This window comes from Kitasatospora phosalacinea, assembly GCF_030268885.1.
Taxonomy (GTDB): domain Bacteria; phylum Actinomycetota; class Actinomycetes; order Streptomycetales; family Streptomycetaceae; genus Kitasatospora; species Kitasatospora phosalacinea_C.
In genome coordinates, this window is record NZ_BSSA01000028.1 from 56250 (window position 1) to 80571 (window position 24322).

19 protein-coding genes are annotated in these 24322 nt (G+C 73.5%); 4 read left to right on the top strand and 15 right to left on the bottom strand.

Annotated features, from left to right (window positions below; all coding sequences use genetic code 11):
• Window positions 1-49: 49 nt before the first annotated feature.
• The 6 genes from QSK52_RS30390 to QSK52_RS30415 form a co-directional block, all read right to left on the bottom strand.
• Entirely contained in the window at window positions 50-1411 is a 1362-nt protein-coding gene (locus tag QSK52_RS30390; RefSeq protein WP_285739421.1) for an alpha/beta hydrolase, read from the bottom strand.
• A gap of 323 nt (window positions 1412-1734) precedes the next feature.
• A complete protein-coding gene (locus QSK52_RS30395; RefSeq protein WP_285739422.1) occupies window positions 1735-3309 on the bottom strand; it encodes an MFS transporter in 1575 nt (524 codons plus the stop codon).
• 389 nt (window positions 3310-3698) lie between these two features.
• Window positions 3699-4154, bottom strand: coding sequence for a MaoC family dehydratase (locus tag QSK52_RS30400; protein ID WP_285739423.1), 456 nt, complete (start codon window positions 4152-4154; stop codon window positions 3699-3701).
• Between the two features lie 69 nt (window positions 4155-4223).
• On the bottom strand, window positions 4224-5723 hold the full coding sequence (locus QSK52_RS30405; protein WP_285739424.1) for an acyl-CoA synthetase: 1500 nt from the start codon (window positions 5721-5723) through the stop codon (window positions 4224-4226).
• A 21-nt stretch (window positions 5724-5744) separates the two neighbouring features.
• The gene (locus QSK52_RS30410) at window positions 5745-6638 is read right to left on the bottom strand and encodes an amidohydrolase family protein (protein WP_285739425.1); all 894 of its coding nucleotides are present in this window, start codon (window positions 6636-6638) and stop codon (window positions 5745-5747) included.
• 14 nt (window positions 6639-6652) lie between these two features.
• A complete protein-coding gene (locus tag QSK52_RS30415) occupies window positions 6653-7555 on the bottom strand; it encodes an SDR family oxidoreductase (protein ID WP_285739426.1) in 903 nt (300 codons plus the stop codon).
• A gap of 124 nt (window positions 7556-7679) precedes the next feature.
• On the opposite strand from QSK52_RS30415, the gene QSK52_RS30420 reads away from it, so the two are divergent.
• On the top strand, window positions 7680-8492 hold the full coding sequence (locus QSK52_RS30420) for a PaaX family transcriptional regulator (RefSeq protein ID WP_285739427.1): 813 nt from the start codon (window positions 7680-7682) through the stop codon (window positions 8490-8492).
• Window positions 8493-8502: 10 nt separating this feature from the next.
• Here the strand turns inward: QSK52_RS30420 and QSK52_RS30425 are convergent, their stop codons facing one another.
• From QSK52_RS30425 to QSK52_RS30440, 4 genes are all read right to left on the bottom strand, one after another.
• Complete coding sequence (locus QSK52_RS30425) at window positions 8503-9459, bottom strand: PDR/VanB family oxidoreductase (RefSeq protein ID WP_285739428.1); 957 nt, start codon at window positions 9457-9459, stop codon at window positions 8503-8505.
• Window positions 9456-9635, bottom strand: coding sequence for a hypothetical protein (locus QSK52_RS30430; protein ID WP_285739429.1), 180 nt, complete (start codon window positions 9633-9635; stop codon window positions 9456-9458). The genes QSK52_RS30425 and QSK52_RS30430 overlap by 4 nt, the downstream gene beginning before the upstream one ends.
• A complete protein-coding gene (locus QSK52_RS30435; RefSeq protein WP_285739430.1) occupies window positions 9632-10660 on the bottom strand; it encodes an aromatic ring-hydroxylating dioxygenase subunit alpha in 1029 nt (342 codons plus the stop codon). Before QSK52_RS30435 ends, QSK52_RS30430 begins: the two co-directional genes overlap by 4 nt.
• Before the next feature lie 130 nt (window positions 10661-10790).
• Window positions 10791-11558, bottom strand: coding sequence for an IclR family transcriptional regulator (locus tag QSK52_RS30440; protein ID WP_285739431.1), 768 nt, complete (start codon window positions 11556-11558; stop codon window positions 10791-10793).
• Window positions 11559-11806: 248 nt separating this feature from the next.
• On the opposite strand from QSK52_RS30440, the gene QSK52_RS30445 reads away from it, so the two are divergent.
• Window positions 11807-14287, top strand: coding sequence for a glycoside hydrolase family 9 protein (locus QSK52_RS30445; protein ID WP_285739432.1), 2481 nt, complete (start codon window positions 11807-11809; stop codon window positions 14285-14287).
• 148 nt (window positions 14288-14435) lie between these two features.
• On the opposite strand, the gene QSK52_RS30450 is transcribed toward QSK52_RS30445, so the two are convergent.
• Window positions 14436-15779 (bottom strand): extracellular catalytic domain type 1 short-chain-length polyhydroxyalkanoate depolymerase, encoded by a 1344-nt coding sequence (locus tag QSK52_RS30450; protein WP_285739433.1) that lies wholly within the window; start codon window positions 15777-15779, stop codon window positions 14436-14438.
• 536 nt (window positions 15780-16315) lie between these two features.
• Between QSK52_RS30450 and QSK52_RS30455 the strand changes: the two genes are divergently transcribed.
• Together QSK52_RS30455 and QSK52_RS30460 are read left to right on the top strand one after the other, a co-directional pair.
• Window positions 16316-17791 (top strand): endo-1,4-beta-xylanase, encoded by a 1476-nt coding sequence (locus QSK52_RS30455; RefSeq protein ID WP_352230326.1) that lies wholly within the window; start codon window positions 16316-16318, stop codon window positions 17789-17791.
• A 263-nt stretch (window positions 17792-18054) separates the two neighbouring features.
• Window positions 18055-19455 carry a non-reducing end alpha-L-arabinofuranosidase family hydrolase gene (locus QSK52_RS30460; RefSeq protein ID WP_285739469.1) on the top strand — a complete coding sequence of 467 codons (1401 nt, stop codon included), beginning with the start codon at window positions 18055-18057 and terminating at the stop codon, window positions 19453-19455.
• Between the two features lie 62 nt (window positions 19456-19517).
• On the opposite strand, the gene QSK52_RS30465 is transcribed toward QSK52_RS30460, so the two are convergent.
• The 4 genes from QSK52_RS30465 to QSK52_RS30480 are packed head-to-tail and all read right to left on the bottom strand — an operon-like array spanning window position 19518 to window position 24321.
• Window positions 19518-21221: an ABC transporter substrate-binding protein gene (locus tag QSK52_RS30465; RefSeq protein WP_285739434.1), complete on the bottom strand. Its 1704-nt coding sequence runs from the start codon at window positions 21219-21221 to the stop codon at window positions 19518-19520.
• Window positions 21222-21281: 60 nt separating this feature from the next.
• The gene (locus tag QSK52_RS30470) at window positions 21282-22319 is read right to left on the bottom strand and encodes an ABC transporter ATP-binding protein (protein WP_285739435.1); all 1038 of its coding nucleotides are present in this window, start codon (window positions 22317-22319) and stop codon (window positions 21282-21284) included.
• A complete protein-coding gene (locus tag QSK52_RS30475) occupies window positions 22316-23362 on the bottom strand; it encodes an ABC transporter ATP-binding protein (RefSeq protein WP_285739436.1) in 1047 nt (348 codons plus the stop codon). The genes QSK52_RS30470 and QSK52_RS30475 overlap by 4 nt, the downstream gene beginning before the upstream one ends.
• A complete protein-coding gene (locus QSK52_RS30480; protein ID WP_285739437.1) occupies window positions 23359-24321 on the bottom strand; it encodes an ABC transporter permease in 963 nt (320 codons plus the stop codon). Before QSK52_RS30480 ends, QSK52_RS30475 begins: the two co-directional genes overlap by 4 nt.
• Window position 24322 lies beyond the last annotated feature (1 nt).

The window sequence follows — 24322 nt, forward strand, 5'->3', positions numbered from 1 at the left end:
CCGGGCACGGCGGACCGTGCCCGGCCCCGGCGTTCGGGGGGGGTGGGGCTCAGCGCACGCCGCTCAGCCGGGAGGGCTTCCAGTCGACGAAGGCGGCGCCGCCCAGGTCGAGCGCGGTGGCGCGCTCCTGCAGCGACTCGGGGGTGGCCACGTCGCTCCAGGCGCCGGTGACCAGGCGCTGCTCCAGGGCGTGCAGCCCGGCCACGATCTCGGCGGTGGTGAAGTTGCAGTGCCCCTGCCGGGCGACGAAGGCCTGCCGCAGCAGGCGGTTGTCGCCCGCGGCCCGGATCCGGGCGGCGTAGGCGTTCTCCTGCTCGACGGGGACGAGCTGGTCGGAGGTGGTGTGCAGGGACAGCATCGGGATGCCGAGCGAGGTGACGGTGGAACTGGCGTTCAGGTTCGCCCGGGCGGTGGCGGAGCCGCTGATGTCGGCGTGGGCGGTGAGCGCGGCGGTGTCGGCCTTCAGGTCGAGGCCCGCCGCGGCGTACAGGGCGCGGACCTCGTCGGCGTGCCAGGACTTGTTGAGCAGGTCGGTGTAGTCGACGCCCTTGGTGGAGGAGGGGTTGCCGCCCGCGGACTGCTCGACGGCGTAGCGGCCGGGGACGATGAAGTACAGCAGGCCCTGCTGGAGCCACTGGTACTGCTGGTACTCCTGGTCGGCGTAGTCGGCGGGGGCGGGCGGGGCCTGGCCCGGGGCCCAGGCCGACTGGTTGAGGTAGGCGGCGGCGAGGGAGATCCTGGCCCGTCCGGCGGGGGTCTGCTGGGCGGCGTCGACGGCGGTGGAGAGCCGGTGGGCCAGCGCGGAGGCGGCGGACGGGTCGGAGAGGTTGACCAGGTTCGGCAGGTCGGCGCGGTCGAAGAACCAGGCCAGGGCGTACTCGGCGTCGAGCTGGTAGTCCTCCAGGTCGACGCCGCCCGCGACGAGTCCGCACAGGTTCAGCGCGCCGTCGATCCGTCCGGCGCCGTCGCGGGCGATCTGGGCGTTGACCAGGCCGCCCATCGAGAGCCCGACGGAGACGACGTGGGTGGGCCGGCCCGCGGTGTCGCCGAACGCGGTGATGGTGGCGAACTGGTCCCGCTCGGCGGAGTTGAGCGCCCAGGCCGAGCCGTTCGGGTCGTAGGAGGAGCCGGCCAGCGCGTAGCCCTCGGCGAGCAGCCGGTCCCTGACGGCGTCGGAGGGGGCGTTGGCGGCGGTGAGCGCGCCGAAGCCGTGGCTGAACACCAGCAGGACGCCGTTCCACCGGGCGGGCTTGTCGGCGATCCAGGTGGCGCCGTCCTGCAGGGTGCCGCTGTAGTGGGTGGACGCGGTGGTGGTGGCGGCGGCCGGGGTGGCGGCGGCGAGCGGGGTGGTGAGGGCGAGCGCGGTGGCGGCGCACAGGGCGGCCAGCGCCCGGCGGGGCGATCGGGACATCGGGGCTCCAACACGGTGGGGTGGGTGGGTCGGTGGCGCGGACGCGCCGTGGTGGCAGGGCCGTTCTCCTGCCGTGGTCGGACGAGCCCGGGCCCGTCCCCGCGGGGGGCGGCACCGGGCGGTGGAGCGGGCCGACGGCCTCGCGGCTCGCCGTCGGCCCGACGGATCTCGGCTGCCAGGGCCGGCACTGCTCGGCTACCGGGTGGGCGGATCTCGGCTACCGGGTCGGCGGATCTCGGCTACCGGAGTCGACACTGCTCGGCTACCTGCCCGCCGGGTTCCGGCTACCGGAGTCGACACTGCCCGGTGGTGCTCGGTGCTGCTCAGCCGACGGGCGTCGGCTCCTCGGCCGCGGCGCGGCCGCGTAGGGCCAGCAGCGCGAGCAGGGCGGCGAACAGCGCGGCGCAGCCGCAGACCACGAAGCCGAGCGAGTAGCCGGTGCCGAGCGCGCTCTCGGCGAGCGGGTGCAGGGCGGAGAGCTTCGGCGAGGCCGCCGAGGCGCCGTTGACGGCCAGCGGGCCGCCCTCCTCCAGGATCGCGGTGCCCGCGCCCTTGAGCGGGCCGGGCAGGTCGGAGGCGCCGAGCGTGCTGGTGAAGCGGTCGCCGGCCCGGCTGAGGGCGATCGCGCCGATCACGGCGGGGCCCAGGGTGAAGCCGAAGTCGCGCAGCAGGTTGGTGGTGGCGCTGGCCATGCCGGCCAGGTGCGGGGGGACGGTGGTGACGGCGGTGGCGGTGACGGAGGAGACGGTCACCGCGAAGCCCAGGCCGACCAGGGCGAGCGGCGCGATCAGCGGGAGGAAGGAGTGGTCGTGGACCGGCAGGGCCGCGGCCCAGTAGTTGCCCGCCGCGATCAGCAGCAGGCCGGAGCCGAGCAGCAGGCGCGGTGCCACCGCGTTCAACAGCCGGTGGGTGACCGGCAGCATGGCCAGCGCGATGCCGTTGAGCAGCAGGAAGGCCAGGGCGGTCCGCATGGGGGGCAGTTCCTGGACGGGGCCGAGCCGGATGCTGACCGAGTAGGCGGTGCCGAGGAAGCTGAACATGCCGACCACGGTGATGACGGAGGCGACCGCGAAGGAGCGGTTGCGGAACAGGTCCAGGCGCAGCAGCGGGGAGGAGGAGCGCAGTTCGGCGGCCACGAAGCCGACCAGGCCGAGCACCGCCAGGGCGAGGGCGATCAGCACGGGGGTGGCGGTCCAGCCGTCCTCGGGGCCCTGGATGATCGCGTAGAGCAGGGCGAACAGGCCGACGCCGATGGTGAGTTGGCCCGGCAGGTCGAGCGAGCGGCCCTCGGGGGCGCGCGACTCGTCGGCGAAGAGGGCGCTGGTCAGGGCGCTGGCCGCGCCGATCAGGGTGACGACGACGAAGGCCCAGCGCCAGGAGCCGTAGGTGGCGGTGATGCCGCCGATCAGCGGGGCGACGAAGCCGCCGGTGGAGAGCAGGGCGGCCCACAGGGCGACGACCTTGGCCCGCTGGGCGGTGGAGGCGGCGCCCGCGGCGAGGATCGCCAGCGAGGTCGGGAAGAGCGCGGCGGCTCCGAGACCGGCCAGGGCCTGGCCGACCCAGAGCTGGTGGATGCCGTTGGCGGTGGTGCTGACGATCTCGCCGACGGCCAGCAGGGCGGCTCCGCCGACCAGCAGCCGCTTGCGGCCGAGCAGGTCGCCGAGCAGGCCGAAGGTCAGCTCCAGGACGGCGACCGGCAGCAGGAAGGCGTCCGAGATCCACGTCAACTGCGAGCCGACGGGGTGCAGTTGGCTCTGGAAGAGGCCGTTGAGGGTGGCCGGGATGGCCAGGCCGATCTGGGCCGTGCAGACGGCGAGCAGTCCGGCGACGAGCGTGCCGCGGCGCAGGGCGGGTCCGCCCTGGGCGGCGCGTGCGGGCGCGTGGGTGGGGGTGGCCATGGGTGTTTCTCCTGGGGGAGGGCGCGAGCTGGGGGCCCGGTCGGGGGCCGGAGCCGGGAGCGGCGTTCGCGCGGAGGGGGGCGGCTGGGCACCGGGGCGCGGGGCCGGTTCGCGTGGGCACCGAGGGGCGGGGCACCGGCCGTGCGGCGAATGTAGGGCCATTCTTTGTCGGCCGTCAATAATATGCACAGGATTGGCCGTCACCCGCCGCACCCGCAGCTGCCACCCGCCGCGTCCCGCACCCATCGCCGCCCCGCAGCGGCCGAACGGCGCGAGCGGCCGCCCCGCTCGGGGCAGCCGCTCGCGCCGTTCAGGGCCGTTCGGACGTGGCAGCCGGGCTCGGCCGCGGAGGCCGCGCCCGTGCTCGGGCGCGACCGCAGGAGCCGCGCTCAGGCGTAGAAGCGGTAGACCGCCTGGGCCACCACCGCGGGCTTGGCCGAGCCGTCGATCTCGACGGTCAGGTCGACGGTCACCTCGGCGCCGCCCTTCACCTCCGTCACCGAGGCGATCGCGCCGTGGACGCGGATCTTGGCGCCGACCTTGACCGGCGAGGGGAAACGGACCTTGTTGAGGCCGTAGTTGACGGCCATGGCGACGCCCTCGACCTGGAGCAGCTCGCTCCACAGCGGGATGAGCAGCGAGAGCGTCAGGTAGCCGTGGGCGATCGGGGCGCCGAACGGCCCGGCGGCGGCGCGTTCGGGATCGGTGTGGATCCACTGGTGGTCGTCGGTGGCGTCGGCGAAGGTGTTCACCCGGTCCTGGGCGATCTCCAGCCACTGGCTGTGGCCGAGGTCGGTGCCGCCGAGGGCGAGCAGGTCGGTGATGCCGTGGACGGTGCGGGGCACGTGGGGGTCCTTCCGGGTGGGCGCGCCGGGGCGCGCGGGGAGCGGGCGGGGGCGGGCACGGGGGAGCGGTCAGGGCTGCCCGTGGGTGGTGCGGAGCGGCCCCTTGAGGAGCTTGCCCGCGCCGCTGCGGGGCAGCGCCTCGGTGAAGCGCACGGACTTGGGGATCTTGTAGCGGGCCAGTCGGCCGTCGAGGTGGGCGAGGATCTCCTCGGCGCTCGCGGTGGCGCCGGGCTGCAGCACCACGACGGCCCGCCCCACCTCGCCCCACTTCTCGTCGGGGACGCCGAACACGGCGCACTCGGCGACGGCGGGGTGCTCCAGCAGGGCGTCCTCCACCTCGGCGGGGTAGATGTTCTCCCCGCCGGAGATGATCATGTCCTTGAGGCGGTCGACCAGCCGGACGTAGCCCTCCTCGTCCCGGACGGCGACGTCGCCGGAGCGGAACCAGGTGCCGTCGTGGTAGGCGTTCGCGGTCTCCTGCGGCAGTCCCCAGTAGCCGGGGGTGACGTTGGGGCCGCTGACCACCACCTCGCCGGGTTCGCCGACGCCGACTTCCTCGCCCGCCGGGTCGAGCAGCCGGACGTCGGTGAAGAAGTGCGGTACGCCCGCCGTCCCGGCGTGCTCCAGGGCGTCCGCCCGGTCGAGCAGCAGCACGCCGGGGGCGGCCTCGGTCATGCCGTAGCCCTGGACGAACGCCAGCCCGAGGTCGAGGTAGGCGCGGATGGTGCGGGCGGGCACGGGCGCGCCGCCGCACATCAGGTTGCGCAGGCTGCGCAGGTCGGCCCCGGCCCAGCCGGGGGCCTGGGCCATCGCGTCGTACATGGCCGGGACGCCGAACAGGCAGGTGATCCCCAGCTGTTCGACCAGTGCGAGGGTGCGTTCGGCGTCGAATCCGGACTCCAGGACGGCGGTGCCGCCCTTGAGCAGGGTCGGCAGACAGGTCATGTTGAGCGCGGCGGTGTGGAACAGCGGCGCGCTGACCAGGGTGACCTCGTCGCTCGCCAGGTCGACGTCGACCACCACGTTGAGGCTGTTCCAGATGACGTTGCCGTGGGTCAGCAGGGCGCCCTTGGGGCGGCCGGTGGTCCCCGAGGTGTACATGATCATGCACAGGTCCTCGTGGGCCACCGGCAGGTCGGGCACCTCGCCGGGGGCCTGGGCGAGCAACGCCTCGTACTCCGGCCCCTCGACCTCCCACACCTCGGCGTCCGCGGACAGCTCCGCCAGCAGGGCCGCGTCCTGACGGACCGCCAGCAGCAGGGCGCTGCCGGAGTCGCGGAGCTGGTGGCCCAGTTCCGGCGGGGCCAGCCGGGTGTTGAGCGGCACGAAGACCGCGCCCAGCCGCCCGAGGGCGAAGAGGGTCTCCAGGAAGGCGGGGTGGTTGGGGCCGAGGAAGGCGACCCGGTCGCCGCGGCGCACCCCCCGCCGCTGCAGCAGGTGCGCCAACCCGCTGGAGCGGCGGTGCAGTTCGGCGTAGCTGGTGGACCGGCCCTCATGGACGAGGGCGGTGCGGTGCGGTGTCTTGCGGGCCCGGCGGGCGGGCCAGGAACCGATGCCTTGGTCGTGCAACGCGGGGCTCCTCCGTCTGCGTCACTGCTGCTGGTCGAGGCCGAGCAGGCGGGCGGCGTTGTGCTTGAGGATCTTCGGCCGCACCTCGTCCTTGATCGGCAGCTGCGCGAAGTCGGCCAGCCAGCGGTCGGGGCTGATCAGCGGGTAGTCGGAGCCGAACAGCACCTTGTCCTGGAGCAGGCTGTTGGCGTACTTCACCAGCTGCGGCGGGAAGTACTTCGGCGACCAGCCGGACAGGTCGATGTACACCTGCGGCTTGTGGGTGGCCACCGCCAGCGCCTCGTCCTGCCAGGGGAAGGACGGGTGGGCCAGGACGATCGGCATCCCGGGGAAGTCCGCGGCGACGTCGTCCACCAGCATCGGGTTCGAGTACTTCAGCCGGATGCCCCCGCCGCCGGGCGCACCGGCGCCGATGCCGGTCTGCCCGGTGTGGAAGACCGCGATGGCGCCGGCCTCCTCGATCGCCTCGTACAGCGGGTAGGCCAGCCGGTCGTTGGGGAAGAACGCCTGCACGTTGGGGTGGAACTTGAAGCCGCGGACGCCGTGCTCCTCGACCAGGCGGCGCACCTGGCGCACCCCGGCCCGGCCCTTGTACGGGTCGATGCTGGCGAACGGGACGATCACGTCGGGGTGCTGCCGGGCGGCCTCGGCGACCTCCTCGTTGGGGACGGCCGGGGTGCCGGTGGCGTGCTCGGCGTCCACGGTGAAGACCACGCAGGCCATCTTCCGCTCGCGGTAGTGGGCGGCGATCTCCGGCAGGGTCGGGCGGCGGTGGTCGGCGTGGAAGTAGGCGCCGGCGGCGGCGTCGAGCTCCTCGGAGAGCGAGCCGTGCCCGCTGGCGGAGACCTCGGCGTGGGTGTGGACGTCGATCGCGACCAGGTCGTCGAGCGACAGGCGGGGCTGCTGGGGGCTCATCGGGGGGCCGCCGTTCAGATCCGCGGGGCGGGGATGCCGTAGGTCTCGGGCACCCGTCCGACCGTCACCGGCCAGGCCGCGGCGATCGCGTCGGCGCTCCAGCCGCCGTCGGCGTAGGCGACCGAGACCTCCTGCGGGTGCGACCACAGGGCCAGCTTGTCGCCGCCGATGCCGATGCACTGGCCGGTGACGTCCGCGGAGGCGTCGGAGGCGAGGTAGGTGACCAGGGAGGCGACGTCCTCGGGGGTGCCGAAGCCCTCGCCCTTGCGCAGGCTGTCCGGCAGCGGGGTGCCGTGCTGCTCCAGCGCCTCGACGTGCGGGGCGAAGGCGGGGATGGTCCTGGTCATCGCGGTGGCGGCGACCGGGATCACCGCGTTGGCGGTGATGCCCGCCTTGGCCAGCTCCATCGCCCAGGTGCGCACCATGGCGGCGATCCCGGCCTTGGCGGCGGCGTAGTTGGTCTGCCCGAAGTTGCCGCGCTGGCCCGCCGGGGAGCCCGCGACGACGATGCGGCCGCCCTCGCCCTGCTCGCGCATCCGCGCCACGGCGGCGCGCACGCAGGTGAAGGTGCCGCGCAGGTGCACCTGGACGACCGTGTCGAAGTCCTCGTCGGACATCTTCCACAGCACCCGGTCGCGCAGCACGCCCGCGTTGGTGACCATCACGTCCAGCCGCCCGAACGCCTCGACGGCCCGCGCGACCAGCGCCTCGGCGGTCTCCGTGGTGCCGACCGCACCGACCTCGGCGACCGCCCGGCCGCCCGCCGCCTCGATCTCCTTCACCGCGGCGGCGGCCGCCCCGGCGTCCACGTCGTTGACCACGACCGCCGCGCCGGAGGCGGCGAGCGCCTTGGCGTAGGCGAGTCCGAGACCGCGGCCGCTGCCGGTGACCACGGCGACCTTGCCGTTCAGATCCATGGTGCTTCTCCTTCGAGGGGTGGAACCGGCCTCAACTTAGGCAGGTTTGTGTTAGCCGTCAAGATATTGCCAAACATTGCGGTGCCCGCTCCGGCCGCCCGGGCCGGGGTCCTAGGCTGGGGCCGTGATCGATCTCGACCCCGCCCCGCGCCCCCAGTCCCTGATGCTCACCTTCTTCGGCGTCCACGTCCTGGGACGGGACGTGGCACTCTCCTCCGGCTGCGTCATCGAGGTCTTCGAGCGGGTCGGCGTCACCGAGGAGGCGGTGCGCTCCACGCTGACCCGGATGGTCAACCGCGGCCTGCTCGCCCGGCACCGGCAGGGGCGCAAGATGTACTTCGGCCTGACCCCGCGCGCCGTGGACGTCCTGCGCGACGGCCACCAGCGGGTCTGGAACACCGGCGCGGTCAACCGCGACTGGCGGGGGCAGTGGACCCTGGTCGGGTTCTCGCTGCCGGAGGCCTGGCGGCGCCAGCGCCACGACCTGCGCTCCCGGCTGACCTGGGGCGGCTTCGGGCCGCTGCAGAACGGCCTGTGGGTGGCGCCCGGCGAGGTGGACGTCGCCGCGCTGCTCGGCGACCTCGAACTCGACGCCCACCTGCGGGTGTTCCGGGGCACCGTGCTGGCGCCGACCGAGGTCGCGCAGGTGGTGGAGTCCGCCTTCGACACGGCGGCCATCGCCGCCGGCTACCGCGCCTTCCTGGAGCGCTGGGGCGACGGCGCGGGCGCGGACGGGGACCCGGTGCGGCGGCAGCTGCTGCTGCACACCGACTGGCTCGAACTCGTCCGCACCGACCCGCACCTGCCCGCCGAGCACCTGCCCGCCGACTGGCCCGCGATCCGGGCCGAGGAGCTGTTCCGCGGCATCGCCCGGGAGGTCGCCCCGGCCGCCGCCGAGGAGGCCGCCCGGCTGCTGGACACGATCGGCACGGGGTGAGCCGGGCGGCTCACAGGTCGAGCACGAGCCGCTCCCCCAGGCAGCGCGAGACGCAGACCATCATGCTGGCGGACTCCGCCCGCTCCGCCTCGGTGAGCAGCGAGTCCCGGTGCTCGGGGCGCCCCTCCAGGACGTCGGTCTCGCACGTCCCGCAGGTGCCCTGCTCGCAGGAGTAGAGGACGTCCACCCCGGCCCCGCGGAGGGTCTGCAGCACCGAGGCGTCCGCGGGCACCGTCAGGGTGAGCCCCGAGCGGGCCAGCACCAGGGTGAAGGGCCGGTCCGCCCCGGCCGCGGCCGCCTCGCGCGGCTGGAACCGCTCGACCCGGGCGGGCGGGCGCCCGGTGCGCTCGCAGTGCTGCTCGACGGCCTCCAGCAGCGGGCGGGGGCCGCAGCAGTAGACCTCGGCCCGCTCGCCCAGCGCGTCGAGGTGGGCGGCCAGGTCGGGCCGGCCGTGCTCGTCCCGGGGCCGGAGCAGGACGCGCGGCCCGTAGCGCTCGGCGAGCTCCCCGGCGAAGGCCATCGTGGCGCGGGAGCGGCCGACGTAGAGCAGCGTCCAGTCGGCCCCGGCCGCCTCGGCGGCGGCCAGCATCGGCACCAGCGGGGTGATCCCGACGCCGCCCGCGACGAACAGGTACTGCGGGGCGGGCAGCAGCGCGAAGTGGTTGCGCGGCCCCCGCACCCGCACGCCCGTGCCCGGGCGGAGCGCGTCGTGGACCCGGACCGAGCCGCCGCGCCCGCCGGGTTCGCGCAGCACGGCGACGGTCCAGGCGGCGCCCTCGGCCGGGTCGCCGCACAGCGAGTACTGGCGCTCCAGCCCGTCGCCGAGCAGCAGGTCGAGGTGGGCGCCGGGCGTCCAGTCGGGCAGCGGGCCGCCGTCGGGGCGGGCCAGGGTGAGCGAGACGACGCCCTCGGCCTCCTCCCGGCGGGCGGTGACCACCAGGTCCAGCGTCCGTTCGGGCGCGGTCACGGCCGTTCTCCTTCCGGCGGCGGGGCGGCGTGGCGGGGGTGGTCGAGCAGCCAGGTCCACACGGCGACCGGGTCCGGCAGGGTGGAGCGCACGCCGCAGAAGCAGCGGGCCTCCAGCACGTCGCCGCCGGGCAGCCAGTCGACGCGGTACACCCGGCGCTCCGGGTCGCCGCTCACGCGTCGGCCCGCTCGGTGCCCGCGGCGGCCAGCGCGGCGAGGATGCGGCGGGCGGCCAGCGCGCCGGTGTCGATGTTGATGCTGAGCTCCTGGTAGGGGCCGGGCTCGCCGTCCAGGGCGCGCTGCAGCAGGTTGAGGGCGTCGACGTCCTGCATGACCACGGTGTGGTTGAAGTCCCGCAGGAACGCGGTGACCTCCTCGTCGTCGACCGCGAAGTCCCGCGAGACGGCCCAGAAGTCGTAGACCCTGCCGGGCCCGGACGGGGTGATCGCGTAGGTGATCTCGGTGCGGAAGACCGGCGCGGACTGCCCGACCGGGGTGATCCGGCTGTGCAGCAGGTACAGGCAGGGGGCGAAGTACTCGATGTCCTGGAGCCGGCTGATCCGGCCCTCGATGCCGGTGGAGCGGGCGTAGAACGGCGGGCACTCGGCGTCGAGCATGTGCCGCGAGACCCGGACGACGCCGGCCTCCTCGTCCACCTCGGTGGTGATCGGGGTGGCAGCCACCTCGGGGGTGCCGATGTACCCGCCGTGCAGGTACGTCTCGTGCGAGAGGTCGAGCAGGTTGTCCACCAGCAGGCCGTAGTCGGCGTCGATCGGCTCCATGCCGCGCACCGTCGTCATCGCCGGGTCGACCAGGTGCGGGGCGCGCGGGACGCGGCTCTCGTCGGCGGCGGCCGGGTCGCCGATCCAGATCCACACCAGCGAGTCCTGCTCGACGACGGGGTAGGCGGCGACCCGCGCGGTGCGCGGGACGCGGGTCTGCCCGGGGACGGACGTGCAGGCGCCGGTCCGGTCGTAGGTGAAGCCGTGGTAGCCGCACATGACGGCGTCGCCCTGGCGGCGGCTCTCGGAGAGCGGGAAGCGGCGGTGCACGCAGCGGTCCGCCAGCGCGACCGCCCGGCCGTCCTCCTGCGCGCGGTAGAGGACCACGGGCTCGCCGAGGATCGTGCGGCCGAGCAGGTCCTCGCCGACCTCGGTCGAGTACGCGGCGACGTACCACTGGTTGCGGGCGAACTGGGTCATGGGAGCCGTCCCTGGGGTGGTGGGGGTTCAGCGGGATGCGACGAGGCTCCCAGCGCGTCCCGGGGGCGACAACGGGACTTCCGTCAGGCGAAAGGCACCCGTTCCGCCGGGCCGGAGCCGTCCCGCACCGTCAGGCCGGGGCCGTCCCGCCGCCCGCCGCGAGGGCGCGGGAGATGCCGCGCGCGGCGAGCCGCACGGCGGGTCCGAGCGCGGCCGGGCTGCCCGGGGCGCGCACCACCACGGAGACCGCCGCGACCACCGTGCCGTCCCCGCCGCGGACCGGGGCCGCCACCGACAGCGCGTCCTCGGTGACCTGCCGGTCGCTGACCGCCAGCCCGGTGGTGCGCACCTCGGCCAGCATCCGCCGCAGCCGGTCCGGGTCGGTCACCGTCCAGGGGGTGAAGGCGGCCAACCCGGCGGCCAGGTACGCCTCCTGCTGCTCGACCGGGGCGTGCGCGAGCAGCGCCAGGCCGACGCCGGTGGCGTGCAGCGGCCAGTGCGCGCCGAGCCGGGTGCGCACCCCGACCGAGGAGCGCCCGGCCAGCCGCTCGACGTAGACCGCGTCGCCGCCCTCCCGGACGGCGAGCTGCACGTTCTCCCGGGTCGCCTCGTACAGGTCCTCCAGGAACGGCAGGGCGGCCTCGCGCAGCACCGGCCCGCGCGGGGCGAGCGTGCCGAGTTCGAACAGCCGCAGCCCGACGTGGTAGACGCCGTCCCCGTCGCGCTCCAGCGCGCCCCAGCCGGTGAGTTCGGACAGCAGCCGGTGCGCGGTGGGCAGCGAGAGCCCGGCGCGCCGGCTGATCTCGGTGAGGGTCAGGGCGGGGGCCGTCCGGTCGAAGGCGGCCAGCACGGACAGCAGCCGACCGGCGGCGTTGGTGGCCGGGGTCTGGAGGGTCATGGGCGCGACCGTAGAGCATCGGACGGCGTCCGAACAGGGGTGTTCCCCGGCCGCGGGGCGCCGCCGCGGCCGTGGGCGCGGCCGGCCGGGCCTCGAGCGCCCCGGCCGGAAGCCAACTCCTGGCGGTTTACCGCCTCTTGACGCACCACCAGTCGAACTGGCTTCATTGGGGCGAGTGGGAGCGCTCCCATTCCCTGCGGGCTCCCACCCCCTGCACCCCTCCCCCACCCGAAGGAAGGCCCCCACCCATGCCTCCCGCCCTCCCCGGCCGCGGCCTGCCCCGGCGCGCCGCCGCCGTGCTGACCGGCCTGGCCCTGGCCGCCGGTGGCCTCACCGCCACCGCGCTCGCCCCGGCCACCGCCGGTGCCGCCACCGTCGGCGCGGCCGCCGACTTCCCCGTCCGGGTCAACCAGGTCGGCTACCTCCCGGACGGCCCCAAGCGGGCCACCGTGGTCAGCTCGGCGACCTCCCCGCTGGCCTGGCAGCTGCGCGACTCCTCCGGCGCCCAGGTCGCCTCCGGCACCACCACCGTGCACGGCGCCGACCAGGCGTCCGGCCAGTCCACCCACCTGGTCGACTTCGGCGCGTACACCGGCACCGGCACCGGCTACACCCTGGTCGTCGGCGGCTCGGCCAGCCACCCGTTCGACATCTCGGCCGCGCTGTACGACGGACTGCGCGCCGACAGCCTGAACTTCTTCTACCAGCAGCGCAGCGGCATCGCGATCGACGCGGCCCTGGCGGGCGGCAGCGCCTACGCCCGCCCCGCCGGCCACCTGGGGGTGGCCCCGAACAAGGGCGACACCAGCGTGCCCTGCCAGGCCGGGGTGTGCGACTACCGGCTGGACGTGCGCGGCGGCTGGTACGACGCGGGCGACCAGGGCAAGTACGTGGTCAACGGCGGCATCGCGACCTGGGAGCTGGTCAACTCCTTCGAGCGGGCCCGCCGTTCGGGCGGCGACGCGGCCCTCGGCGACTCCACCCTGCGGGTGCCCGAGCGCGGCAACGGGGTGCCGGACGTGCTGGACGAGGCCCGCTGGGAGCTGGACTTCCTGCTGCGGATGCAGGTCCCGGACGGCAAGCCGATGGCCGGGATGGCCTTCCACAAGATCCACGACGCCCAGTGGACCGGCCTGCCGACCCGCCCCGAACTGGACGACCAGCAGCGCGAGCTGCACAAGCCGTCCACCGCCGCCACGCTCAACCTGGCCGCCACCGCGGCCCAGTGCGCCCGGGTCTACGCACCGTACGACTCCGCCTTCGCCTCCCGCTGCCTGGACGCGGCCCGCCGCGCCTGGGCCGCCGCCAAGGCCAACCCGAACGTGCTCGCCCCGGCCACCGACAGCACCGGCGGCGGCGCGTACGAGGACGCCGACGTCTCCGACGAGTTCTACTGGGCGGCGGCCGAACTCCTGGCCACCACCGGCGAGTCCCAGTACCGGGACGCGGTGACCTCCTCCCCGCTGCACACCAAGCCGGTGGACGCCTTCTGGTGGGGCGGCACCGCGACGCTCGGCCGGATCACCCTGGCCACCGTGCCCGGCGTGGCGCTGCCCGCCGACGACGTGACCCGGCTGCGCGGCCTGCTGACCACCGCCGCCGACGGCTACCTGTCCACCATGGGCGGCCAGGGCTACGCGGTGCCGCTGGCCCCCGACGGCTACGTGTGGGGCTCCAACAGCTCGGTCGCCAACAACGCGATGGTGCTGGCCGTCGCCTACGAGCTGACCGGCGCCGCCCGCTACCGCACCGGCGCGCTGGAGACGATGGACTACCTGCTGGGCCGCAACGCCCTGGACCGCTCCTACGTGAGCGGCTACGGCGAGCGCGCCTCGGAGAACGAGCACCACCGCTTCTGGGCGCACCAGAACGACGCCTCGCTCCCGCACCCGCCGGCCGGCTCCTTCGCGGGCGGCCCCAACTCCGGCCTGCAGGACCCGGTCGCCGAGGCCCAGCTGACCGGCTGCGCCCCGGCGGCCTGCTACGTCGACGACATCGGCTCGTACTCGACCAACGAGGTGGCGATCAACTGGAACGCCTCGCTGGCCTGGCTGGCCTCGTTCGCCGCCGAGCGGCGCCCGGCCCCGGCGACGCCCGCCGTGCAGGTGACCCCGGCGGCGGTGACCGTCCCCGAGGGCGGCTCGGCGTCGGTCGCGGTCAGGCTCTCGGCCGCGCCCGCCCAGAACGTGACCGTGACGGTCGCCCGCACCTCGGGCGACACCGACCTGTCGGCCACCACCTCCTCGCTGCTCTTCACCCCCGCCAACTGGGCCACCGCGCAGCAGGTTCAGTTGTCGGCGGCGCAGGACGCGGACACCGCGGCGGGCAGCGCGGTCTTCACCGTCAGCGGCCCGGGCGTCCAGTCGGCGACCTTCACGGCCACCGAGGCGGACGACGACACCGCCCCGCCCGCGGCGTCCTGCACGGTGGCGTACAAGGTGGACAGCTCCTGGGGCAACGGGTTCACCGCGACGGTGACGGTGAAGAACACCGGCACCTCGACCGTCTCCGGCTGGACGCTCGGCTGGAACTACGACGGCAACCAGCGGATCACCAACGCGTGGAACGCGACGGTCTCCCAGGTCGGCAGCACCGTGACCGTGCGGGACGCCGGGTGGAACGGCACCCTGGCGCCCGGCGCGAGCGCGAGCTTCGGCTTCCAGGCGACGTACTCGGGCAGCAACCCGGCCCCGGCCCGGTTCACCCTGAACGGCGCCGACTGCTCCTGAGCACCGGTCCGGCCGCCGACCCGCGCGGGTCGGCGGCCGGACCGCCGGACCGCCGGGGCCGGAAGGCTTCCGGGCACCAGGGCCTGAAAGCTTCAGGGCACCGGGGCCGGAAGGCTTCCGGGCGCCGGGGCCGGAGGGCTTCCGGGCGTCAGCCCAGCTTCCACTGCTGGTTGCTGCCGCCGCTGCAGCTCCACAGCTGGACGGGCGTGCCGTCGGCGGTGCCCAGCCCGGCCACGTCCAGGCAGAGTCCCGACTGGACGCCGGTGACGGTGCCGTTGGAGTTGACCTGCCACTGCTGGTTGGGCTGGCCGTTGCAGGACCAGACGATCGCCTTGGTGCCGTTGGTGGTGCCCTTGGCCTCGGCGTCCAGGCACAGGGTGGTGCCGCCGACGGTCACGGTCAGCTGGTTCGAGGCGGTGCGGGTCCAGGTCTGGTTCGCGGCGCCGTTGCAGGTGGCGATCTGCTGCTGGGCGCCCGCCGCGGTGCTCGGGTCGGTCAGGCACTTGCCCGCGCCGACCGCGCGCAGCGCGCCGGTGGTGCCGCCGCCGGACGGGGCCGCGTCGAGGCCCATGAAGTGGACCGCGTTGGCGGCCATCCCGGCGCCCTGGACCGGCAGTTGGTGTCCGGCGCCGGAGATGCTGTACGCCTCGACCTGGGTGCCCGCGCCGTTGTTGTAGCGGGTGCGGGTCCAGCCGGAGGCGGGGGTGTCGGTGGACGACGGCGTCTGGCCGGTGCCGAGGACGTCGGTCCACTGCTTGACCTCCTCGCCGAGGTTGTTGTAGTTCAGGATGGTGTCGGCGGTGCCGTGCCACAGCTGCACCCGCGGACGCGGGCCGGTGTAGCCGGGGTAGGCGCCCCGGACCAGGCCGCCCCACTGCTGCGGGGTCATCGACACCTGTCCCTGCGCGCAGGCGCTGTTCCAGCCGCGCACCGTGCCGGTGTAGAAGCAGTGGTAGGGGACGCCCATGAACGCGGCGCCGGCCTTGAAGACGTCCGGGTAGTCGGCGAGCATCACGTTGGTCATCATGCCGCCGGAGGACTCGCCGGTGACGTACACGGCGTTGGCGTTGCCGCCGTAGTGCTGCTCGGTGTAGGTGATCATCGACATCAGCCCGACCGGGTCGCTGCCGCCGCCGCGGGTCAGCGCCTGGGCGGAGGAGACGTCCCAGCAGCTGCCGTTCGGATTGGTCGACGGGTAGATGACCAGGAAGCCGTACTGGTCGGCCAGCGCGCCGAAGTCGGTGCTGGAGTACATGTAGGGGCCGTTGCCCTGACAGCCGTGCAGGGCCAGCAGGATCGGCGGGTTGGGCTTGACCGAGGCCGGCACGTACAGGTGCATGAGCAGGCCGGTGGGGTTGGTGCCGAAGTTGGTGATCTGGGTCAGCGAGGCCGCGGCGGCCCGGGGGGCCGTCTGCAGGCTCAGGCCGCACGCCAGGGCGAGCACGGCGACGACGCCGATCAGCCTGGACGCGAACGAGCGGGTTCGGGACATGGAGCCTCTCCGTCGGGAGTGCCAACGGCACGAGGAGGTTCCGGCGCCACCACGGATGAAACACGGATGTTACCCGCAGCGGACGCCCGCTGTCGCCGACCGGTCGACCCCGCGGCGGGGCCGACCGGTCGACGGCACCCCCGCCACCTGGGGTTCCGCCGCTCGGCCCCGGCCGCCCGGGATGAAAGTTGCAGGCCGGGCGCATCGCGGGACGGGCCGCCCCACCAGGGGCGGAGCCGCCGGTTCCGCCCGGCTGCCGTGCCGAGTATTGACAAGCCGTCACGCCTGGGTCCACATTTCACCGGGGCGAACCCGGAGAGGCCCGTTTCCCCTGACACCGGAATTGTTAGCGCTAACAGCATGATCGAGGGTCCGGCGCCCACCCTTCCCCTCGACCCGCCTCTCCCGCCCCAGGCCCCACGTGTGCCCCGCCGGGCGGGAACGCCCCGGCGGGGCACACGCCGCAGGACCGCCGGGCGAGGCCCCACGCCTCCCGGCGCGCACTCTCCTCCCCCACCCAAGGAGAACGATCCGTCATGCCACGGCTCAACGGGAAGAACCGTCTCCGCACGCTCCTGACCCCCGCCGCCTGCACCGCGGTCGGCCTGGTCGTCGTCCTCACCGCCGGGCCCACCGCCCAGGCCGCCGCGAGCACGCTCGGCGCGGCGGCGTCCGGCAGCGGCCGCTACTTCGGCACCGCGGTCGCCTCGGGCCGCCTCGGCGACTCGACCTACAGCACCATCCTCGACCGGGAATTCAACATGATCACCCCGGAGAACGAGATGAAGTGGGACACGGTCGAACCGTCCCGGGGCTCGTTCAACTTCGGCCCCGGCGACTCGATCGTCAACCACGCCACCGCGCACGGCCAGCGGATGCGCGGCCACACCCTGGTCTGGCACAGCCAGCTGCCCGGCTGGGTCAGCTCGATCGGCGACGCCACCACGCTGCGCAGCGTGATGAACAACCACATCACCCAGGAGATGTCCCACTACAAGGGCAAGATCTACGCCTGGGACGTGGTGAACGAGGCCTTCGCCGACAACGGCACCGGCCAGCACCGCAGTTCGGTGTTCCAGAACGTGCTGGGCAACGGCTTCATCGAGGAGGCGTTCCGCACCGCGCGGAACGTCGACCCCGCGGCCAAGCTCTGCTACAACGACTACAGCATCGAGGACTGGTCCTCCCCCAAGACGCAGGGCGTCTACAACATGGTGAAGGACTTCAAGGCCCGCGGCGTGCCGATCGACTGCGTCGGCTTCCAGAGCCACTTCGGCAGCGGCGGCGCCCCCGCGAGCTTCCGCACCACGCTGGCCAACTTCGCCGCGCTCGGCGTCGACGTCCAGCTCACCGAGCTCGACATCGCCCAGGCGTCCGCCAGCGCGTACGCCAACACCGTCCAGGCCTGCCTGGACACCCCCCGCTGCACCGGCATCACGGTCTGGGGCATCCGCGACAGCGACTCCTGGCGCACCGGCGAGAACGCGCTGCTGTTCGACAACAACGGCAACCCGAAGGCCGCCTACGGCTCGGTGCTCAACACGCTGAACGGCAGCACCGGCGGCGGCACCCCCAGCGGCGGCATCGTCTCCGGCACCGTCTACACGCTCACCGACGTGGCGGCCGGGCGCGTCCTGGACGAGCCCTCCGGACAGAACGGCAACGGCACCCAGCTCCAGGTCTGGGACGCCAACGGCACCGCCGCCAACCAGCACTGGCGGGCCACCCAGAACAGCGACGGCAGCTACACCCTGACCAACACCGCCAGCGGCCGGGTGCTGGACGAGCCCGGCGGCCAGACCGCCAACGGGACGCGGGTGCAGGTCTGGGACGCCAACGGCGGCGCCAACCAGCACTGGCGGGCCAACAAGAACGGCGACGGCTCCTACACCCTGGTCAACGTGGCCAGCGGCAAGGCGCTGGAGATCCCCGGCGGCCAGACCGGCAACGGCGCGCCCGTCCAGATCTGGGACTCCAACGGCGGTGCCAACCAGCACTGGGCCTTCAAGTGAGCCGGGCCGGCGCGCCCGGCCGAACCACCCCGAACCGCTGAACCGCTGAACCGGGCCTCCGGGCCCGGCCCCTGAGCCGAGCCGCGCCCGCCTCCGGTCCCCGGACCGGGCGCGGCTCCTTCCGACGGCCCGGCCGTGAGCTGCCGCGAACGAGATGTGAGCGCTCACAGCCGGGCCGCGTCCCATCCCCCTCCCCACCCAGAGGAGATTCCGTGCACAGCCGAAATCCGAGCCGCCGGCGACTGTCCGTGCTGCTCACCGCGATGGTCGCGACCGTGGCGGCCCTGGCGGCGATGCTCGTCACCGGCCCCGCCGCCCAGGCCGCGAGCACCGGCGCCCTGAAGAGCGTCGCCTCCGGCCGCTGCCTCGACGTGGCGGGCGGCAGCCAGACCGACGGTGCGCTGCTGCAGATCTACGACTGCTGGAACGGCACCAACCAGCAGTGGACGCTGACGTCCGCCAACGAGCTGACCGTCTACGGCAACAAGTGCCTGGACGTCCCCAACCACGCCACCGCCGCGGGCACCCGGGTGCAGATCTGGGCCTGCAGCGGCGGCGCGAACCAGAAGTGGCAGCTGAACGCCGACGGCAGCATCACCGGCGTCGAGTCCGGCCTGTGCCTGGACGTCACCGGCGGCGCCACCGCCAACGGCACCGCCGTGGAGCTGTGGAACTGCAACGGCCGCACCAACCAGCAGTGGACCGGCCTGACCGCGGGCACCCCGACCACGCCCCCGCCGTCCTCCGGCGGCACCACCTGCCCGCTCCCGTCCACCTACCGCTGGTCCTCGACCGGCGCGCTGGCGCAGCCCGCCAACGGCTGGGCCGCGGTCAAGGACTTCACCAACGTCGTCTACAACGGCAAGCACCTGGTGTACGCCTCGAACGTGAACGGGTCCACGTACGGCTCGATGGCGTTCGCGCCGTTCACCAACTGGTCCGACATGGCCTCGGCCGCCCAGACCGGGATGAGCCAGTCCGCGGTGGCGCCGACCCTGTTCTACTTCGCGCCGAAGAACATCTGGATCCTGGCCTACCAGTGGGGCGCGTGGCCGTTCATCTACCGCACCTCCAGCGACCCGACCAACCCGAACGGCTGGTCCGCGCCGCAGCCGCTGTTCACCGGCAGCATCCCGAACTCCGGCACCGGGCCGATCGACCAGACGCTGATCGCCGACGACCAGAACATGTACCTGTTCTTCGCGGGTGACAACGGCAGCATCTACCGGGCGAGCATGCCGATCGGCAACTTCCCGGGCAGCTTCGGCTCCTCGTACACCACGGTGATGACCGACACCGCGAAGAACCTGTTCGAGGCCCCGCAGGTCTACAAGGTCAAGGGCCAGAACCAGTACCTGATGATCGTCGAGGCCCGGGGCGCCACCGAGCAGCGCTACTTCCGCTCCTTCACCGCCACCAGCCTGAACGGTACGTGGACCCCGCAGGCCGCCACCGAGTCCAACCCGTTCGCGGGCAAGGCCAACAGCGGCGCGGGCTGGACCAACGACATCAGCCACGGCGACCTGGTGCGCAACAACCCCGACCAGACCATGACCATCGACCCCTGCAACCTGCAGCTGCTCTACCAGGGCAAGTCGCCGACCGCGACCGGCACCTACGACCAGCTCCCGTGGCGCCCGGGCGTGCTGACCCTGCAGCACTGACCCCTCCCCCACGCGTTGCGCCCCGCCGAGCAGCTGCTCGGCGGGGCGCAGTCGTCGCGGGATCAGCCGCGCGGGCTGAGGTGCAGGATGATGTACTCGTACGCCTGGGAGTTCGGGCCCGGGTTGACGTAGGGGTCCTTCTCGTTCGGCCAGCCGACGAAGTCGGTGTCGTTGTACTCGTACCAGGCCGCGCCGTAGAACACCGGGACGGCGGGGACGTCGTCCGACATGATCTGCTGGAGGGTGTTCAGCGCGGCCTTCTCGGCCTCGGCGTCGCCCGCGTTCTGGAACGCCTTGACGGCGTCGCGGACCTTCGGGGAGTCGTACTTGCTGAAGTCACCGGCCGCGACCTGGCCGGTCTCGGCGCCCATGCTCGGGTCGAGGACGTACTGCAGGCGCTGGAACGGGGTGCCGCCCTGGCCCCAGTGGATGGCCGCCTCGTAGTTGCCGGTGGTGATGGCGGTGTTCCAGCTGTTGAAGTCGAAGGCGCCGTTCGTGCTGACGTCGAAGCCGAGCGCGTTCAGGTCCTTGGCCATCGCCTGCGCGGTGCACCAGTAGTCGGAGAACGAGTTCGGGTCGATGATGGTGAACTTGATGGTCTTGCCGTCGCGGGTCCACTTGCCGCTGCCGTCCTTGGTCCAGCCCGCCCCGCCGAGCAGCGAGTCGACCTTGGCCGCGTCGGCCTCCGGCTTGAGGTCGTCGGCCAGCGCCGGGTTCAGCATCGCCTGGTCGACCGGCAGCAGCAGGCCGCCGGAGGAGGTGGCGGGACGGGCGTAGTCGGTCTCGCACTGGCCCGCGTAGGCGCGGCGGTTGAGGCCGGCGCTGATCGCCTTGCGGACCGCGGGGTCGGCGAGCGCGGGGGAGGTGGTGCTCTTGTTGTTGAGCATCAAGGAGACCGTGTTGGACGCCGGGAAGTACGGCGCGGTGCTCTGGAACAGGTGGTGGTGTTCCGGGTCCTTGCCGACGAAGGTGTTCTGGACGTTGTTGATGTTGTTGCCGGTGAGGTCGATCTCGCCGTTGTTGAGCGCCAGGGTGGCGGCGTCGTTGGTCGCGTAGGCGGGGAAGGAGATGTGCTGCACCTTCGGCTTCTCGCGGAAGGCCGGGTTGACCTTGAAGGTGATGTTCTGCGCGGTGAACTTGTCCACCAGGTACGGGCCGGTGCCGATCGCCTGGTCGGCCTTGATGACCGCGTTGCCCGGGCTGCTGATGGTGGACCAGACGTGCTCGGGCACGATCAGCTGGTTGCCGATGCCGATGAAGTTCGCCTTCTGCGGGCCGTCGAAGGTCAGCACGACGGTGGTGGCGTCGGGGGTGGTGATGCTGCTCGGCAGCGGCGCGCCGCCGGTGTTGGTGGCCGGGTTGGCCTTCAGCATCTCGAAGGTGAACTTGACGTCCGCGGAGGTGAAGGGCTTGCCGTCGCTGAAGTTGATGCCGGACTGCAGGGCCAGGGTGAGCGTCCGGTTGTCGTTCGACCACTCGTAGGACTTGGCGAGCCACGGGATCGGCGGCTGGTCGGCCTTGAGGGTGTTGAACTGGAAGAGCGGCTCGAAGATCAGCGAGCGGGCGTTCTGGGCCGAGAGGAAGGAGTTCCCGTCGAAGGGGTTGTAGTTCTCGGTGAACGACGGCATCGGGGCCGACTCGACCACCAGGGTCCGGTCGGCGCCGGCGTCGGTGGACTTCGAGTCGCCGGAGTCGGTGCAGGCGGTCGCGCCGAGGCCGACGGCGGCGACCAGGGCGAGGGCTCTGAGAGCGGTGGAACGGCGCATGAGTGGGAGCTCCTGGGGTGGGGTTCTCGGGTGGGTTCCGGGTGGTGCGGTGACGGTCGCTCAGGCGGGCGTGGTGCCGGGTGCCCGCTCGGGGTCGAGCAGCCAGCAGGCGGCGACCTGGTCGCCTGCCGCGGGTCGCACCGGCGGCGCGGTCTCGGCGCACACCGGCATCGCGAGCGGGCAGCGCGGGTGGAAGCGGCAGCCGCTCGGCGGGTCGATCAGGCTGGGCGGCGCGCCGCGCCCGCGCAGCAGCACCGGTTCGCGGCGCTGCGGGTCGGGGGCGGCGCTCAGCAGCAGCCGGGTGTAGGGGTGCGCCGGCTCGTCGGTGACCTGGACGGCCGGGCCGGACTCGACGATCTGCCCGGCGTACATCACCACGACGGTGTCGGCGAGGTAGCGGGCCGAGGCGATGTCGTGGGTGACGTACAGGATGGCGAGCCGTTCGCGCTCGCGCAACTCGTCGAGCAGGTTGAGCACGCCGAGGCGGATCGAGACGTCGAGCATGGAGACCGGCTCGTCGGCGAGCAGCACCCGGGGCTGGACGGCGAGGCCGCGGGCGATGGCGACCCGCTGGCGCTGGCCGCCGGACAGCTCGTGCGGGAACTTGTCGAGGTAGCGTTCGGCCGGGGTGAGGCTGACGCGTTCGAGCAACTCCGCCGCGCGGGCGTCGAGTTCGGACCCGCGCAGGCCGTGGTGCAGCTTGAGCGGGCGCTGCAGGTGGTAGCGGATGCTGTGCACGGCGTTCAGCGAGGAGAACGGGTCCTGCAGCACCAGGTGGACCTGGCCGGCGTAGCCGCGCCGGGCCCGCGCCGAGTCGCCGACCGGCTCGCCGTCCAGCAGCAGTTCGCCCGCGGTCGGGGCGATGAGGCGGGTCAGCAGCCGCGACAGGGTGGACTTGCCGGAGCCGGACTCGCCGACCACGGCGGTGACCGTGCCCTCCGGCAGGGCCAGCGAGACGTCCTCGACGGCGCGCACGACCCGGCCGCGCCGCAGTCCCCCGTGGACCGGGAAGTGCTTGGTGAGGCCGCGGGCCTCCAGGGCGGGGGTGCCCGGTCGCTTCGGGCCGTGCACCACCCGGGCGGTGTCGGTGCTGGTCACAGGGTGCTCCCAAGGACTCGGGCGAGCGGCTCCGGCACCTGCTCGCCGCCGGTGTGCAGCCAGCAGGCGGCCGAGCGGTCCGCGGGTGCGCCGTCGGGTTCGGCGGGTTCGGTGAGCCGGGGGACGTCGTGCGCGCAGCGCTCCAGCGCGAACGGGCAGCGCGGGTGGAAGGCGCAGCCGGCGGGCAGCGCGGTGAGCGCGGGCGGGGCGCCCGGGATGCCCTCCATCCGCACCCGTTCGCCGTGCAGCGCCGGGAAGGAGTTCAGCAGCCCCAGCGTGTACGGGTGCCGCGGGCTGTGGAACAGCCGCTGGGCGTCGGCGAGTTCGACGATCCGCCCGGCGTACATGATGGCGATGGTGTCGGCGAGTTCGATCAGCAGCGACAGGTCGTGGGTGATGAACACGATCGCGAAGCCCAGGCGGTCCTTGAGCTGCATCAGCTCGTCCAGGATCTCCCGCTGGGTCACCACGTCCAGGGCGGTGGTCGGTTCGTCCATGATGACGACCCGGGGCTCCAGCGCCAGCGCCATCGCGATCATCACGCGCTGGCGCATGCCGCCGGACAGTTCGTGCGGGTAGCTGCGCAGCCGCTCCTCGCCGATGCCGACCAGGCGGAGCAGTTCGACGGCCCGCTCCCGCCGTTCGGCGGGGCCCAGCTGGGCCCGGTGGGCGCGGAGCGCGTCGGTGAGCTGGGCGTCGATCCGGGCGACCGGGTTGAGCGCGTGCATCGCGCTCTGGAACACCACCGAGATCTGGTCCCAGCGGATCCGGCGCAGCGTGGCGGCGTCGGCCTCCAGCAGGTCGAGGACGCCGTCGGGGCCGTGGAAGCGCACCTCGCCGCCGGTGATCACGCCGGGGGCGCGCAGCAGCCTGGTGACGGCGTACGCCAGGGTGGACTTCCCGGAGCCGGACTCGCCCGCCAGGCCGAGGACTTCGCCGCGGCGCAGGGTCAGGGTGGCGTCGGTGACGGCGCGCACGCCGCCCTTGCCGACGCCGTAGTCGACGCACAGGTCGCGGACTTCGAGGACGGGCTCGCCGGTCACGGCTGCGCCTCCTTCAGCGGGACGGGGTTCGACGGCGCGGCCGCGGGCTCCGGTGCCGCGGTCTTCAGCACGGGGGTGAGGCCGAGGCGGAAGACCACCCCGCGGGCCCGGCCGGTGCGGGCCGAGGTCAGCCTGGGGTTGATCACCTCGTCGATCCCGAAGTTGACCAGGGCCAGGGCGATCCCGACCAGCGCGACGGCCAGCGCGGGCGGCAGGTACCACCACCAGTAGCCGTTGACGGCGGCGCCCGAGGACTGGGCCTCGTTGAGCACGGTGCCCCAGGTCACCGAGGCGGGGCTGATGACGCCGAGCCAGGCCAGTGCGGTGTAGGTGCCGATGCCGTAGATGACGGTGAAGATGAAGGCGGACGCCAGGATCGGCAGCAGGTTCGGCACCACCTCGAACAGGATGATCCGCCAGGTGCGTTCGCCGATCACCCGGGCCGCCTCGACGTAGTCGGCCGCGCGCAGCGCCAGGGTCTGCGCCCGGAGCACGCGTGCGCCCCAGGCCCAGGCGGTGAGGGCGATCACCGAGCCGATCAGCAGCGGGTTGCTGGTCTCCGAGGGCGGTAGCGGCTTCATGATCACCATCAGGATCAGCAGGCCGGGCAGTGCCAGGAAGATGTTGGCCAGCGCCGAGAGCAGGTCGTCCACCAGGCCGCCGACGAAGCCGGCGGTGACGCCGACCACGACGGACAGCAGGCAGGCGAACATGCCCGCGAGGAAGGAGATCAGCAGGGTGTCCCGGCCGCCGCTCAGCAGCCGCGAGAACAGGTCGTGCTGCTGCTGGTCGGTGCCGAGCCAGAACCGGCCCGAGGGGGCGAGCGGCAGACCGCTGGTGCGGTCGGCCTGCCAGTCGGCGGAGTGCGGCGCGATCAGCGGTCCGACCACGGCCAGCAGCAGGAGCAGCAGCAGCAGGACCGAGCCGGCGAGCACTTTCGGGGAGCGGAGCGCACGCATC